This window comes from Enterococcus villorum, from assembly GCF_007990225.1.
Lineage (GTDB): Bacteria > Bacillota > Bacilli > Lactobacillales > Enterococcaceae > Enterococcus_B > Enterococcus_B villorum.
The window spans coordinates 1-16,568 of record NZ_BJWF01000046.1; the positions used below are offsets into that span (position 1 = coordinate 1).

14 protein-coding genes are annotated in these 16,568 nt (G+C 35.5%); 4 read left to right on the forward strand and 10 right to left on the reverse strand.

Annotated features, from left to right (window positions below):
• Positions 1–133: 133 nt before the first annotated feature.
• From EVI01_RS11915 to EVI01_RS11930, 4 genes are all read right to left on the reverse strand, one after another.
• On the reverse strand, positions 134–349 hold the full coding sequence (locus EVI01_RS11915) for a CAT RNA binding domain-containing protein (RefSeq protein ID WP_010752466.1): 216 nt from the start codon (positions 347–349) through the stop codon (positions 134–136).
• Between the two features lie 337 nt (positions 350–686).
• Positions 687–2,465: an ABC transporter ATP-binding protein gene (locus tag EVI01_RS11920; protein WP_010752467.1), complete on the reverse strand. Its 1,779-nt coding sequence runs from the start codon at positions 2,463–2,465 to the stop codon at positions 687–689.
• Positions 2,465–4,216 carry an ABC transporter ATP-binding protein gene (locus EVI01_RS11925; protein ID WP_010752468.1) on the reverse strand — a complete coding sequence of 584 codons (1,752 nt, stop codon included), beginning with the start codon at positions 4,214–4,216 and terminating at the stop codon, positions 2,465–2,467. The genes EVI01_RS11920 and EVI01_RS11925 overlap by 1 nt, the downstream gene beginning before the upstream one ends.
• Positions 4,217–4,399: 183 nt before the next feature.
• Complete coding sequence (locus EVI01_RS11930) at positions 4,400–4,624, reverse strand: YneF family protein (RefSeq protein ID WP_010752469.1); 225 nt, start codon at positions 4,622–4,624, stop codon at positions 4,400–4,402.
• A gap of 240 nt (positions 4,625–4,864) precedes the next feature.
• Between EVI01_RS11930 and EVI01_RS11935 the strand changes: the two genes are divergently transcribed.
• Positions 4,865–6,445, forward strand: a complete 1,581-nt coding sequence (locus EVI01_RS11935; protein ID WP_010752470.1) for an Nramp family divalent metal transporter — start codon at positions 4,865–4,867, stop codon at positions 6,443–6,445.
• Positions 6,446–6,591: 146 nt separating this feature from the next.
• Here EVI01_RS11935 and EVI01_RS11940 read toward each other — a convergent pair whose 3' ends face one another.
• The gene (locus EVI01_RS11940) at positions 6,592–7,491 is read right to left on the reverse strand and encodes a deoxyribonuclease IV (RefSeq protein ID WP_010752471.1); all 900 of its coding nucleotides are present in this window, start codon (positions 7,489–7,491) and stop codon (positions 6,592–6,594) included.
• Positions 7,492–7,838: 347 nt separating this feature from the next.
• Here EVI01_RS11940 and EVI01_RS11945 point away from each other — a divergent pair, with 347 nt between their 5' ends.
• Entirely contained in the window at positions 7,839–10,181 is a 2,343-nt protein-coding gene (locus EVI01_RS11945) for a transglycosylase domain-containing protein (RefSeq protein WP_010752472.1), read from the forward strand.
• Between the two features lie 154 nt (positions 10,182–10,335).
• On the opposite strand, the gene EVI01_RS11950 is transcribed toward EVI01_RS11945, so the two are convergent.
• A complete protein-coding gene (locus tag EVI01_RS11950; RefSeq protein WP_010752473.1) occupies positions 10,336–11,079 on the reverse strand; it encodes a hypothetical protein in 744 nt (247 codons plus the stop codon).
• A gap of 439 nt (positions 11,080–11,518) precedes the next feature.
• Entirely contained in the window at positions 11,519–12,520 is a 1,002-nt protein-coding gene (gene ccpA / locus EVI01_RS11955; protein WP_010752474.1) for a catabolite control protein A, read from the reverse strand.
• Between the two features lie 210 nt (positions 12,521–12,730).
• Here ccpA and EVI01_RS11960 point away from each other — a divergent pair, with 210 nt between their 5' ends.
• Complete coding sequence (locus EVI01_RS11960; protein ID WP_010752475.1) at positions 12,731–13,834, forward strand: M24 family metallopeptidase; 1,104 nt, start codon at positions 12,731–12,733, stop codon at positions 13,832–13,834.
• A 240-nt stretch (positions 13,835–14,074) separates the two neighbouring features.
• A complete protein-coding gene (locus EVI01_RS11965; protein ID WP_010752476.1) occupies positions 14,075–14,845 on the forward strand; it encodes a cyclase family protein in 771 nt (256 codons plus the stop codon).
• An 81-nt stretch (positions 14,846–14,926) separates the two neighbouring features.
• On the opposite strand, the gene EVI01_RS11970 is transcribed toward EVI01_RS11965, so the two are convergent.
• From EVI01_RS11970 to EVI01_RS11980, 3 genes are all read right to left on the reverse strand, one after another.
• The gene (locus tag EVI01_RS11970) at positions 14,927–15,523 is read right to left on the reverse strand and encodes a YtxH domain-containing protein (RefSeq protein ID WP_010752477.1); all 597 of its coding nucleotides are present in this window, start codon (positions 15,521–15,523) and stop codon (positions 14,927–14,929) included.
• A gap of 2 nt (positions 15,524–15,525) precedes the next feature.
• Positions 15,526–15,966: a DUF948 domain-containing protein gene (locus EVI01_RS11975; RefSeq protein ID WP_010752478.1), complete on the reverse strand. Its 441-nt coding sequence runs from the start codon at positions 15,964–15,966 to the stop codon at positions 15,526–15,528.
• Positions 15,967–16,104: 138 nt separating this feature from the next.
• Positions 16,105–16,568, reverse strand: a 464-nt coding sequence (locus tag EVI01_RS11980) for a sugar phosphate nucleotidyltransferase (protein ID WP_261766399.1), incomplete at its 5' end; no start/stop codon positions are given.

A 16,568-nucleotide genomic window follows, 5' to 3' on the forward strand; every position in this document is an offset into this window, starting at 1 on the left:
CGTATATTCATTGATAAAATATACAGTTGTGTACAACAATAAACGAGAAAGGATAGAGTTTTCGAGTTCTTAGTAGAGAACCCTCCTACCTATTTCACTGTCATCCCACGATTAAAACCGGAGGCTTGCTCGTTCAGAAGTTCTGTAATGGGATATCTTGTACTAACTTTTGAAAATGTCTCGAAAGACGGTCATCAGCTACTTGAAATTTTTTATCGATACTCGTTTCGGCAATTAAATCCCCAACCTTTCGCTTAAATGCTAAACCTTTGCCCATGACAATCATCTCTTGGTTCAGTTCATTTCTTGTAATCACGACATTATTGTTCAATATTTTTTCAATCCGCATAGCTTCTCCTTTCTATGATCTACATTTTTAAGTTGTTTAGAGCAAAAAGAAAAACCTAAAAAGCCGACCACAGAAATTATGGTGACTCATTAGGTTTAGCTTGCTTGATGCAATCACTATCCAAGTTATTTTGTTTCCTTTATATTAGCCAAAACAACCGTTTTTGTCAACGCTTTCTTAAAAAGGTTTTTGGGATTGTTTTGTTCATGCGTTCCTGACTTACTAAAAAATAGAAAACAAATTCAACCATTTTTTCTCTTGTCCAGCTGTTTTCTAAAATAGAAAAAAACATGGCAAGAAAACCATTTTCTTACCATGCTATTTTCTTATTCTTCTATCATTCACTCTGCAAGCGGTACATATCGGCATATAGGCCTTTTTGTGCTAGTAACGCTTCATGGTTTCCTCTTTCTACAATGTTTCCTTTGTCTAGAACCAGAATAAGTTCGGCATCTTTGATCGTTGATAGTCGATGAGCAATGGCAATTGTCGTACGACCTTGACGCATTTTAGACAAGCCTTCTTGAATTAACCTTTCCGTTTCTGTGTCGATATTTGCAGTTGCTTCATCTAAAACCAAGATTTTAGGATCTGTCACAATTGTTCGAGCAAACGTAATTAATTGTCGTTGCCCGCTGGAATAACTTGCACCCCGCTCAATTACTTTTGAGTGGTATCCTTTTGGTAGTTCATTGATAAAACGATCTGCTTGGACAAACTCCGCTGCTTCACGAATTTGCTGATCTGTAATTTCTGGATCCATCATGCGAATGTTCCCAGCAATATCACCATAGAATAAGAAAGCATCTTGTAAAACTAATCCCATTTTCTTACGAAGTTCGTTCATTGGATAGTCACGAATATCTTGGTCATCAATTAAAATTTGTCCTTCATAAAACTCATAAAATCGCATCAGTACATTAATGATTGAACTTTTACCACTGCCAGTATGACCGACTAATGCGACCGTTTCTCCTGGATGTGCGACAAATGAAATATTGTTTAATACATTGTTTTTTCCATCATAAGAAAAACTGACATTTCGAAATTCAATTTTCCCAGCGGTTATCTTTTTATTTGCATCAACATGCTGTTGTGGTGCATATTCTTTTGTATCCATAATTTTTAAGATTCTACTACCTGCTACGATCCCATCGGTAAATACGCTTAGAAAATCCATCATTTGAGACATGGGATTAAAAAAACCTTGGACATACGTAGTAAAAGCATAAATTAACCCTACTTCCACTGGGGAATTTAATGCATCGATCCCAAAAAGAGTCAATGCCCAAGCAATTGCTAAAGCATATAAAAAGCTGATGATGGGACTTAACAACAAAGAATTTGTTTTGATCATGGCATACCGTGTCGCTAAATAGTCCTGATTCACTGCTTCAAATTCATTTGCTAAACGCGTTTCTTGACGGAATTGTTGAATGATGCGCATGCCAGAAATTGATTCATTTAATTTAGTGTTTAACTGGCTTAATTTCTCCCTCATGTTTCGGTAGATACGGGAACTAAATTTTTGATAATACCAAATGACGATACCTAAAATAGGTAAAAATACTAACATCCATAACGCAATTTTCCCATTGATCTGAAACATAGCGATAAATGATGAAATAACTGCAAAAAGACCAGTCAATACCATAAGAAAAACATACCAAAATTCAAAAAGTGTTTCTGTATCATTGGTTACTCTAGACACAATTGATCCTGCTGGCGTTTGATCAAAATATCTCATACCTAATGTATGTAGTTTTTCAAATAGTTTTACGCGAATATATTGATACGTTTTAAGTGAAGCCGTGGAATACAAATACCATTGGAAAAACCAAATGATACTTTTGACGATAATTCCAAATAAATAAAGTCCCGCAAAGAAGAAAATGATTTGTGTTGTTGCCGATTGCTTGGCTAAATATTCATCCATAAATATTTGAATAATACGTGGCAATAAAACATTAATGATAGATAAAGTAAAAGCAAATAAAATAGCAATAATAAACGTTGTTTTAAATGGTTTCGCAAAATGGATCAAACGTTTAATGATGTTCTTTTGTTCTTTTAAGGAAATGGATTTTGTCCACTCGGATTGATAATTATCTTCCATCAACGTTCCCCCTTTTCAATCTTCACTTCTAATTGTTGTTTCTCCCACATCTGCTTATACCAACCACCTAAGAACAATAATTCTTTATGGGTACCACGTTCAACAATTTGACCTTGGTCAATAACGATAATTTCATCGGCATGCATAACACTACTTAATCGGTGAGCTGCAATAATGGTTGTTTTATTTTTTCGTACTTCTTTTAAGTTTTTTAAAATTGCTTCTTCTGTTTTGGCATCCACAGCTGATAAAGCATCATCAAGGATCAACAACTCTGGATTTTGAATCAACGCTCGAGCAATCGAAATACGTTGCTTTTGCCCGCCAGAAAGTGAGACGCCACGTTCTCCTACTAGCGTTTCATAGCCATTGGGTAATTCCTTAATTTCTTGATTAATCGAAGCCAAAGAAGCAGCTTCTTCTACTTTTTCAACAGATAATTTAGGATTGGAAAATCGGATATTTTCTTGAATCGTCATTGAAAATAAAAAGTGATCTTGGGGCACATAACCGATAGAATGTAGCAGTGCATCTAATGAATATTCTTTGAGAGAATAATTTCCTAATTTAATTTGTCCTTTATAATCATCGTATTCACGCATCAATAATTTCATGATGGTCGTTTTACCCGCTCCCGTTTTGCCAACAATGCCGAGTGTGCCTCCTTCATTGATAGCAAATTTGATTTGTTTAAGTGCTGGTAATTCTTCCTTTGGATAATAAAATGCTGAGATATCAACATTCAATTCTCCTTTTGCTGGTGTTTTTATTGCGCCAAGTTGTTCTACGATATGTGTTTTCTCATGCAACAATTCGTTCACTCGATCATAAGAAGCATTTCCTCTTTCTAGGACATTGAACAAACGTCCGATAGCAAACATTGGCCAAACAAGCATACCGATATAACTGATGAACGAGACCATTTGCCCAATCGTAATTGTTCCATCTAACACATATTTTCCACCTAAAATAATCGTTAATACATAAGATAAACCCATAATTAACGTGATGAAAGGATCAAATAATGCGTCTAAAAAATTCACTCGTTTATTTTTGACAATCGCTTGTTCGATTTTTTCTTCAAAGTCTTCAAGATCTTCTTTTTCTTGTCCAAATGTTTTGATCACTTTGATCCCTGTAATGCTTTCTTGTGTTTTGTCATTAATACTAGAAAATGCTTCTTGTGATTCACGAAAGGCATCATGGAGTTTTGTACCCAATACTCTTGAAACAACTGCCAATAAAGGCAATGGAATCAAAGCAAGCAAAGTCAAACGCCAATCAACAAACAATACCATCGCAACAATGGTCATTCCGCCACTAATGATGGAATCAGCAAACGTCAATATACCAGCTCCTGCCACATTTTGAATCGCGTTTAAATCATTGGTTGCGTGAGCCATCAAATCACCCGTACGATACTTCTGATAAAATAAACTATCCATACGAGTAAAATGTGTAAACAAACGCTGACGTAGTTCTTTTTCCAATCTTGCAGCACTTCCCCAAATATTTACCCGCCAAACATAGCGAAAAAGATATTGTAAAATTGCTGCTACGATCAATACGGCGATCCAAAACAACATGATCCGCATGGAAAGATGATTATCAGCAATTTCATCAATAATAATCCCAATTACTTTTGGGGGAACCAGCTGCACGATGGCAACACATAGTAAAGAAAAGACACCTATGATGTAATGCTTCTTTTCTTGCTTGAAAAACCAACCTAATTTCCTAAAAATCGACATTCTTTTCCTCCTTTAATTGGAAATCATCCCACTTTTTTGTTTTTCATTCATTTCAAATGATTATTTTCCTTAGGTATTATCATATAAACGATCAATCAACTCCTTTTATGAATCGTTTTCAAAAAGTTTAAAAAAAAAACGAGCTGATTGAATCAGCCCGTTTTGAAGTGTCTAATGAAGAACCTATTTTTTCCCTTGGTTTTTCATCTGTTGCATCATCTGACGAATTTTCTTTTCAGATGGTTTTTGCCCCATTGACATCATCATTGATCGTAACATGTCCTCATTAACGGGAGGATTTTTTTCTAAATAATCTTTCATATATTTACGCGCAAAAAAGAATCCACCGATTGCGCCGACTAATAAAGCAATAACTGCGATAAGTACGACTATTCCTGTTGATACCATGTAAATCTCTCCTTTCTGTTTCCGAATTGCTCTCAGTGATTTATTTTACTAAAGTTTGTTAGAAAAAGAAAGGCGTTTCCTTTAGAATTACCTAAAAAGTTTGTTTTCATGTTAGAGATTAAGGACGCTGATGAAAAACGACACCATATATTTTTTTTAGGCAAACCGAATAAATTCCTTTTAATATTTTTTATTCAGGTGTAGAATGGAATTTGTGAAAGAAACAAGAGGTGATTTTTCTTGAATAATCAAGCGCATAAACAAAAATTAATTGAACATACCAACGGCTTATCCTTAGCTGAAGTTAACGGAACGGTAGATGTACCTAAAGGGAAAAGCTTTTTTAAAACTCTACTTGCCTATTCTGGGCCTGGCGCATTAGTTGCGGTAGGTTATATGGATCCAGGTAATTGGTCTACTTCAATTACGGGCGGGCAAAATTTCCAATATTTATTGATGTCTGTGATTTTGATGTCTAGTTTGATTGCCATGCTCTTACAATACATGGCGGCAAAATTAGGCATCGTTAGTCAGATGGACCTTGCACAAGCCATCCGTGCTCGAACAAGTAAGCTTCTGGGCGTGATTTTATGGGTATTAACTGAATTAGCAATTATGGCAACCGATATTGCGGAAGTGATTGGTGCAGCTATCGCCCTTTATCTACTTTTTGATATTCCGTTAGTCTTTGCTGTATTTATTACTGTTTTTGATGTTTTTATCTTGTTGCTGTTAACAAAAATCGGTTTTCGTAAAATCGAAGCAATTGTTGTTTGTTTAATCTTTGTCATTTTATTTGTCTTTGTTTATCAAGTGGCTCTTTCTGATCCTGATTGGAGAAGTTTATTTGCTGGATTTATCCCTAACAGCAAAACTTTTGCTAGTTCACCAACCATTGGTGGCGAAACTCCTTTGACAGGTGCACTAGGAATTATCGGAGCTACTGTCATGCCACATAATCTCTACTTACATTCTGCCGTTTCTCAAACTCGAAAAATTGATCGAAAGGATCCAACAGATGTGGCAAGAGCTGTACGCTTTACGACTTGGGATTCAAATATTCAACTCACATTAGCCTTTTTAGTTAATGCTTTATTGTTAATCATGGGTGTCGCTGTCTTTAAAAATGGCTCCGTTCAAGATCCTTCTTTTTTTGGTCTGTATGAAGCCTTATCCGATCCTTCTGCAATGAGTAACGGCGTATTGATTACTGTAGCAAAATCAGGGATTTTATCCACTTTGTTTGCTGTTGCCCTTTTGGCATCTGGACAAAATTCAACCATTACAGGAACTTTGACTGGACAAGTAATTATGGAAGGATTTATTCATATGCGCATGCCTATTTGGTTAAGGCGTCTGGTGACTCGTTTACTGTCGGTTGTCCCCGTTTTACTTTGTGTCTTGTTTACTAGTACAAAAGGGACAATCGAAGAACATACTGCTTTAAATCATTTAATGAATGAGTCACAAGTATTTCTTGCTTTTGCGCTTCCTTTTTCAATGATTCCATTGTTGATGATGACAAATAGTGAAGCAGAAATGGGCAAACAATTTAAAAACAATCTCCTTGTTAAAATCGTAGGATGGATTTCAGTCATTAGTCTTACCTTTTTAAATCTACGTGGTCTACCTGGACAAATAGAAAGTTTCTTTGGAGATCAAGCAACCACACGTGAATTAATGTGGGCAGATACACTTGCCTATCTCATCATTTTTGTTGTTTTAGCTTTATTGTGTTGGACGATTGTTGATTTATATAAAGGAAATAAAAAGTATGAAAAAAAATTGCAAGAAGCTTCTATCGATAATAAGCAATCATGAGCATAGTCAATCAAAAGTAAACAACAAGGAACAATCAACTTAAAACGAAGAAAAAGAGACAAAATCAGTGCTTTTCACCTAATTTTGGGAAAGCATCATTGATTTTGTCTCTTTTAATGGACAAGGAACATTAAGCTTCGAATAGTTTATCCATTTACTTCTACTAATAGCTCTGGGAATATTTCTGAGTCAAACCTCTGCTCTTTTAGCATACTGATCTCTTTTCCATAAGGAGCATAAGCCATTTTTTTCTCTTTTCCTACATATGGAGTTTCTAAAATCTTAGAAATTTTCTCAAACATCGGATCATGAACAATTTTATTTAATGCCTCAAACCCAATCGTCCCAAAGCCAATGTTTGCATGACGGTCTTTATGAGACCCCTGTGGATTTTTTGAATCATTAATATGCAACACTTTTAAACGATCTAAGCCAATCACTTTGTCAAAGGTTGTCATTACTCCTGAAAAATCATTTCGCACATCATAGCCAGCATCGTTTGTATGACAAGTGTCAAATGTGACCGATAATTTTTCATTTAACGTCACACCATCAATGATTTGAGCCAATTCTTCAAAAGTACGCCCAATTTCAGTGCCTTTTCCTGCCATCGTTTCCAGCGCAATTTGGGCAGTTTGTTCTTTCGTTAGCACTTCATTCAATCCTTCAATGATTTTTGCGATGCCAGCTTCTGCACCTGCCCCTACATGTGCTCCCGGATGCAAAGTAATTTGCTTAGCTCCCAAAGCTTCTGCTCGAACAATTTCTTCTCTTAAAAATTGAACCGCAAATGGAAACATCTCTGGCTTTATGGTATTTCCCAAATTGATGATATAGGGTGCATGAACAACTATATCGGATAAACCATGCGTTTGCATAAATTCTTTTCCTGCTTCAATGTTCATCTCTTCAATGGCTTTTCTCCTCGTATTTTGTGGAGCACCAGTATAAATCATAAAAGTAGATGCGCCATAACTTGCAGCTTCTTGCGCTGCACCTAAGAGCATATTTTTGCCACTCATACTCACGTGTGAACCTAATAACATAAAAATCTTCCTCCTAAAGGCAATTATTGACTCGTTCGCCCAATCTTTTTGCCACTTTCATTCATTAATAAAGGTACTAGATAAGTTTACATCCCTTCTATCTTAACTGAAATATGGGGCAAAAGAAAGTTTACTACCTACTACCTGTACTCAGCTGTCTTTATTTTGCAGGAAAAATTATTTTTATGAGAAATACACTGCTAGAATTACCCTTTAGCAGAACAAGATTTTTTCATATGGAAGAAAAGAAAAGTATAAATAATGACACAAAAATCACCTTATCTGTTTTTTTGTTCCATTATTTGCTATAATTAGCGAAATAAAACTATTAGTTGAGGTGAACCCTTTTGCCACGTAAAGATATTCGGAAAAAGCAAAAACGAAGAAAAAAGCAAAAATGGATGGGCGCAAATATTGCTTTTGGGGTCTTTCAATCATTGACTGTTTTTATGATTGTCCTTCTTCTGCTACTCGCAGCCCTTGGAGTGGGTATTGGAGCTGGCTATTTTGCCTATCTTGTTGAAGATACCGAAATACCAACCAAAGAAGCCCTGCAATCAGAACTTGGTAACATTACAGAAACATCAAAACTCGTTTATGCCGACAACTCTGAAATATCAAAGATTCAAACTGATTTAATGCGGACAGCCCTCCCTTCTGATCAAATTTCACCTTTGTTGAAAACAGCTATTATTAGTACAGAAGATGAGTATTTTGAACGACATAACGGCTATGTTCCTAAGGCTGTATTACGTGCTTTGTTTTCTGAAGCAACTGGAATCGGTTCGTCTGGAGGGTCAACACTGACTCAACAATTGGTCAAACAACAAATTTTGACTGACGAAACGACTTTCAAGCGAAAAGCCAATGAAATATTGCTAGCTGCACAAGTCGAAAAGTATTTTTCAAAAAATGAGATTATTTCTATGTATTTGAATGTTTCACCATTTGGAAGAAACAATAAAGGACAAAATATTGCTGGTGTTCAAGAAGCTGCTAAAGGAATTTTTGGTGTCAATGCCAAAGACGTTAACTTACCTCAAGCTGCATTTATCGCTGGTTTACCACAAAGCCCGATCACGTATAGTCCTTATACCAACACAGGTGCATTAAAAGAAGATCTTTCCGCAGGCTTAAAACGAAAAGATGTCGTTCTTTTTAGTATGTATCGTGAAAATAAAATTACAAAAGAACAATATGAAGAAGCAAAAGCGTATGATTTAACGAAAGATTTCTTGCCACAACAAATTGCAGAACAAAGTGATCGTGAATATTTATACTACACAGTCATGAATGCAGCGACTGAGATCATCACCAAACAATTAGCTGAAAAAGACAGTGCTGATTTAACAGATTCTAAAGTGTATGAAGCTTATTATCAAAAAGCACAACAAACGATTCAAAACAAAGGCTACACCATCCATTCAACAATTGACAAAAACATTTATGCCGCTATGCAAGAAGCTGCTAAAAATTATGGTTCTCTTCTTGATGATGGAAAAGCAACACCGGTAGAAGTTGGGAATGTTTTAATGGATAACAAAACTGGTCGGATCTATGGTTTTGTAGGTGGTCGAGATTATTTGCAAAGCCAAAATAATCACGCCTTCGATACACAAAGACAAGCTGGCTCTTCCATTAAACCAGTATTGGTATATGGTCCGGCAATTGATATGGGGATAGTCGGTTCAGAATCGCGCGTTTCTGATTATGCAACAACTTGGCAAGAAGGAAGCAACGCTGGGGAAAAAATTGTCAATGCAACAAATGAAGGTTCCAATACTTTCCAAACTGTTCGTGAATCGTTGGAATGGTCTAACAATATTCCTGCGTATCACTTATATCAAAGCGTTCTTGATCATGGTGGCTCGAAACAATATGCCTATGACAATTATTTAGCAAAAATGAATTACCCAATGAACTCAAACTGGGGTGTTGAATCCGCACCCTTAGGAACGATAGATGTCACCACCTTACAACAAACAAACGGTTTCCAAGCCCTAGCAAATGGCGGAATATACCAAGAAGGATACGTGATTGATTCGATTACCGATAATTCTGGAAAAGTCATTTATCAACACGAAGAAAAACCGGTAAGAGTGTATTCAGAAGCTGCGGCATCCATTATGAATGACATGATGCGCAGTGTCATTACTGAAAAAATTACTACTCCCTTCAAAGATAATATCACTAGTTTAAATAGTGAATTAGGAAAAGCCGATTGGATTGGTAAAACCGGATCAACAAATGAATACCGAGATTCTTGGTTAATCGTTTCTACCCCTTCGATTACTATCAGCAGTTGGGCAGGTCATGATGATAATACTGGGATGGATTCAGAAGCACGGAAACGATCTTCTCGCTATTTAGCAAATTTAATCAACCAAATCTATCAAGTAAATCCAACCATTTTTGGTACAAATGAGAAGTTTGAACTATCAGCGGATGTCTCTAAGAAAAAAGTGGCTGCTTTTACTGGACAAAAAACTGGGAAAGTAACGGTTGATAAGAAAACCATCGAAACACCAAAGAAAACAGTAGAATCACTTTGGGCAAAAAATGGTCCGAAAAATGCCACCTTTAAATTTGGTATCGGTGGAACAGATGAAAATTATAAAGATTACTGGAACACTGCCTCTGCTTTTGCAAGAGCAAATCCAGAAACAAAAGACGACAAGAAAAAAGATTGATTCAATCATGTGAGTGAAGCAACCATTTTTTCAAAAAAGAAAACAAGCCAGAATTTGTATATTATTGTCAAATTCAGGCTTGTTTTTCTGCAATTTCTATCGTGACATTTTTCCTAGCTATCCACACTTGTTCATCTGTCAATGATGTATACGCTTATATAAACACAAACAATATACCTGAAAAGACCGTACCAATTAAAAAATACCTTATACTGCCTTCACTACCGTTTGGTAATTCAAATTTAATAATATCCATAAGTAATGCTCCTGTAATGAGTGCTTCAATACAAACGACTAAATAATAAGGTAATGTGACAATAACCGAGATAAACGCCCCTGCAAAAATACTAAAGGAAAGTAAAAATCTTCCAAATTTATTATATAATTCCCCGTGATGATGGTATAACGTCCAATCACTCATCAAAAAATGTAAGCCAAAAGCAATAAAATAAGTCAAGATGTAAAATTGTTCGGATAATGTATTTACAATTACTAAGTAACCAATCATTACATTATAAACCATATGAAAAGAGATATCCGACCAAAAATACACATGATTCGCTTGAGCCATGTCTTTTTTTTCTAACACCATAAATGTTCTTTCATCTATTTTATATACCACATAGCTTCCGACTAATCCTACCAAAACAATCGCATAGATGGTATGTGTATAAAAAATTCCTGCCTCCCACGCAAACTTATCAATTAATACCGTTTGAAAATAAGCCAAATGTGGTAATAAATGAACAATGGCATAAGAGATGCCAACCCCTGCAGCAAAAGAAGACATCTTTTGAACATTTAATTTTCTGGTTAAGAAAAAGCTAGAACTCAAATGGATAATAATGAAACCAGCTATTATTACAAAATTCACAAAGTTATCTGTCAAAATAGGCATTTTTAAGGACCTTTCTCTCTGTATTTAATTTTTTATTCATCAGCCATAACCATAAAAAGAAAGCATAAATTAACTGACGAGACGACTTAACGACACATCCAAAAAACACTGGAAACATATAGAAACAATGTAAACGCATGAATCCATTGTATGATTTGATGTTGATGCAAATCAGAAATTTAGTTACAGTGTCTCTAAACAACTCAGTATAACATGAACAAATAGGCAAATACGAGATGTATCGTAAAAAATAAAAAAGATATTCTTTGAGCGTTTCTTTTTTTCATTTCTTGGCTCTTCACTATTCAACTAAAGCATAAGATAAAAAAAAACAAGTCTAAATTTGAGTATGTTCATCAAATTTAGACTTGTTTTTTTTTGAGAAGGACAAACACCTTACTCTTGTTTTTTTAGTCACTTTACTGATTGATTTGATTCTTTATTTCGTTGAACCTTTTTCTTCAATTCCGTATGGTAACACAATTGTTTTTTCTTCTACTTCTTCTTTGTTCATCATTTTGGTTAACAAACGCATAGAAACTGCTCCAAGATCATATAATGGTTGTGTGATACTTGTTAAACGTGGACGAGCAACTTCTGTAAGTAGAGAATTATTGCTTGTAATGACTTCAAACTCTTCCGGTACTTTCACGCCTTTGTCTAAAAGTCCATCTAAGATACCAATAGCCAACTCATCATCTGAAACATACACAGCTGTTGCTCCGCTATTGTGGATGCGTTCTACTAATGACAAACCGTCTTTAAAGTTATAGGCTGCTTCAAAAATTAGGCCTTCACTGTATGGTAAGTTATTTTCTTGTAGAGCTTCTTTATACCCTTTCAAACGATTTTGTCCATTGATTGGATCAATTAATGCACCACTGACGAAAGCAATTTTTTTATTGCCATTTTTAGCTAATAAGTTTACTGCATCTTTTGTCGCGGATGTGTAATCAATATTTACACTACCCACTTGTTCATCAGGATCAATGGAACCAGCTAAAACAACCGGCGTTTTCGAACGAGAAAATTCTCCACGAATTTCATCCGTAATGTGATGACCCATAAAGATTACGCCATCTACTTGTTTTGCTAAAAGATTATTTAATACATTTACTTCTTTTTGATCATTGCTATCAGAATTAGCTAAAATAATATTGTATTTGTACATTGTAGCAACATCATCAATCCCACGAGCCAAAGAAGCAAAGAACATATTGCTAACATCTGGGATAATCACACCGACTGTCGTTGTTTTCTTACTAGCCAATCCGCGTGCAACGGCATTCGGACGATAATCCAGACGATCAATGACCTCTAACACTTTTTTTCTTGTTGCAGGTTTGACATTGGGGTTGCCGTTAACGACACGTGAAACAGTAGCCATCGAAACATTTGCTTCTCTCGCTACATCATAAATAGTAATTGTTTGCTTTTCCATTGTTGATCTCCTATCCACTCTTTATATGTTTTCTGAAAATACGCTTTACATTTCTAAAATAGGATATCAAATTCTACTCGAAATTGCAACCGTTTTACTACCGCTTTCATGAAAATAATTATATTTTTCACTTTAGAAACATTGGTCTTTTAATTATTAAATGGTACAATTATTTAATAATTCAATAAAATCAGAAAGAAGGACGCCAATATGAATAACGTAAAAATAAACGAATTACGTCAATGGATGGCTCAAAAACAAGTGGATTTAGCTTATATCAGCGATCCTGGACACATTGCTTATTTTTCAGGATATGAAAGTGATCCCCATGAACGCGTGCTCGCATTATTTATTCCACTTGAACTAGATCCTTTCTTATTCACCCCAGCTTTAGAAGTGGAGGATGCACAAAACAGTGCTTGGGCATTTGATGTTCGTGGCTATTTAGACAGCGAAAATCCTTGGGAGATTATTGGAAAAGAAATTCGTACCCGTTATGGCCAACCTGGCAAGATTGGTATCGAAAAAAATGCATTAACTGTTGAACGTTTTGATGCGATTTCCGATTGTTTAACAGGTACAGATTCTTTTATTGATTTAACTGCCATTATTCAACGTCTTCAATTGATCAAAACTCCTGAAGAAAAAGAACAGTTACTTGCTGCAGGTAAATGGGCAGATGTCGCTTTTGAGATTGGCTTTAAAGCTGTGAAAGAAGGGATAACTGAACAAGCCATTATTGCAGAAATTGAGTATCAGCTAAAAAAACAAGGGGTTTCTCAAATGTCATTTGATACTCTTGTTTTAGCAGGAACAAATGCAGCTAGCCCGCATGGCGCCCCTGGAAATACTAAAATTGCTCCTAACGAGCTTGTCCTGTTTGACTTAGGTGTTGTCTGGGATGGTTACTGCAGTGATGCGACTCGCACAGTCGCCTACAAAAAGCCAACAGAGTTTCAAGAAAAAATTTACCAAATCACTCTGGAAGCACAACTAGCAGCGCAAGAAGCTGTTCGCCCAGGCATAACTGCTGCTGAACTAGATCAAATTGCTAGAAACGTGATCAATCGTTACGGTTATGGTGAATATTTTAACCATCGTCTAGGACATGGGATCGGTACAACCGTTCATGAGTTTCCTTCTCTTGTTGAAGGAAATGACTTAGTTATCGAAGAAGGCATGTGTTTTTCTCTTGAACCAGGTATCTATATTCCTGATCAAGTAGGCGTACGTATTGAAGATTGCGTTTATGTGACAAAAGATGGCTGTATACCTTTTACAACTACACCAAAAGAATTATTGGTTCTTGATTAGTTACACCAAACTTACTAATGAAAATAAATGATAAAAGCAAACTCTTCCCACTTTGTTCGGTGTAAAGAGTTTGCTTTTATTTGGTTCTATCATCTGACAAAGAATTTTTTAATTTCCTATGGTAAAAACATAAATTATTTTTGAATAGTTTGTTTAAAAAGAAAAAAAAATAATAAAAATAAAAAATTTTTTTACGTTATATTAAGGTATAAAAATAATGCCTTAAGGAGTTGTTAGAAGTTGCAATTAATTGATCTAAGCATCACTATCGAAAATAATTTACCCAGTGATCCACAAGAAATGATTCCTAAAATCACCTATATTGATCACGAAAAAAGTGTAGCAGATATGCTTCGTTTCTTCGGAAAAGCTAAAAAAGAAGATTTACCGAATGGATTAGCATGGGCGATCGAGAAAATTCAGTTAACTACTCATTCAGGAACCCACTTAGATGCACCTTATCATTATCATCCAACAATGGATAAAGGAAAACCTGCTTGGACAATCGATCAAATTCCCCTTGATTGGTGTCATGGCGATGGTGTAGTTTTAGATTTCTCAGATAAGCCAGATGGTCATAAATTAACCATTGAAGATTTTGAAGAAGCCCTCGCTACAATTAATTATCAATTGAAAGAAAAAGACATTGTATTGATTCGAACCGGTGCAGACCAACACTGGGGAACGTTAAATTATTTAGTCAGTGGGTGCGGCGTAGGTAGAGAAGCTACGTTATGGTTACTTAATCATGGGATAAGAGTCCTTGGAACAGACGCATGGTCTTGGGATAGACCTTTGCCATATATTGCAAAGGAATTTGACGAAACTGGTGATCCTTCGATTATTTGGGAAGGCCATTTTGCGGGAATTGAAAAAACTTATTGCCATCTTGAAAAATTAACAAATCTTGATAAATTACCGCCGACAGGATTTAAAATCAGTTGTTATCCCATTAAAATAAAAAATGCAAGCGCCGGTTGGGTTCGTGCGGTTGCCCTGTTAGAAGAATAAAAAAAAGCCTCTCAATAAATCCAATCATTGGAATTTTATCGAGAGGCTCAATTTTTAAATAGAAACATCACTAACTATTTTCTATTTCTCACCATCAGTCAATGTTGTTTTCAATTCTTCTTTTGCTGATTTTACATCCTCTTTTGCCATATCAGCCAGCTCTTTTGACTCTTTTGCCACAGGTTTTGCTTCATCCAAACCTTCGTTCACCGTTTGTCCGGCTTTTGCTGCATGGTCTTTGACATCAATTAAAATATCTTCTGAAGCATCTTTTACTGTTTCATTCATGTGATTAACTGGCTTTTTTAATTCATCTGCTGATTTTTTAAAACGCTGAGATAAATCTTCTGATTGTTCTTTTAATGTTAATAGAATGTCTTCTGACTCATTTTCTGCATCATCAGCTGTATGATTGACTTTATTTTTGACACTACCTGCTAAGTCGCCAGCTTGTTGAGATAAGTCTTGCGCCTTTTCTTTTGCAATATCGGTTAATTCAGCTGATTTTTCTTTTGCCATGTCTGTGTAATCAGAAGCCATATCAAGAAAATCATCTGCTTGAGCAGCTAACTCATCGCGTAATTCTTTACCTGATTTAGGCGCCAATAACAATGCGGCAATTGCTGCTGCTGTTCCTCCGATGACTGCTCCTAGTAAAAATCCACCTTTTTTTGCCATAATTAAATTCCCCCTGTCGTTTCTTTGTGTTTTTTATTTTTGAAAAATTTTAAAGCTGTTCCTCCAACTTTTCCTGCAACAGTTGCTTTAGCGGTTGTTTTACCGATACCACCGACTTTTGTCGCAATGTTTTTACTTGAAGTATTAAGCTCTGATACGCTTACACTTAAATCAGCAATTGCTGTAAATAAAGGATCAATCGTCTCTACTTTGCCATTGATATCTAAAAGCAATTCATTACTTTTAACCAGTAACCCTTCTACTTGTCTGGATAAGAGATCCACATCTTTCGTGACGATTTCAATCGTCGTGTTGGCTTCTGCCACCGTTTGATCCACTTTCTCTAATGTTTTGGATAATTGTAATAAAACTTTTACTATAAATACAACCAGAACTGCAAATGCAATTGCTGCAATCAATCCTGCAATTTCTCCGCCTGTCATAATCAAACTCCCTTCTGATTCTCTTATTATTAGCATAGCATTTTCGCTTTTTTTAAACAAATAAAAAATAGCAAAGCTTCAACTACTTTTATTTAACAGAGCAGTTGAAGCTTTTTATTGCTAAAAAAGATTAGTTTTTTATTTCTTTTTTAATTCAATTTTGTCATTTTCTTTCTTTGGTACAGTACCTTCTGCTTCTAATTGTTTGCCTAATTCTTTAATATATTCTCTTAATGGTGTTCCCACTTCTGGATGCGTTAACCCATATTCAATACTTGTTTTCATGAAACCAAACTTGTCACCAACATCATAGCGATGACCAGTAAATTTACGAGCAAATACTCGCTGTGTTTTATTCAACGTATCAATGGCATCCGTCAACTGGATTTCATTTCCTGCTCCTGGTTTTTGCTCTGATAATACATCAAAGATTTCAGGAGTTAATAAATAACGTCCAATAATGGCTAAATTACTTGGGGCTTTACTTGGATCTGGTTTTTCAACAAAATTCTTCACATTAAACAATCCATCTTCTAATTCCTCACCAGGGTTGATGATGCCATATTTTGATGTGTCTTTTTGTGGAACTTCCATTACTGCGA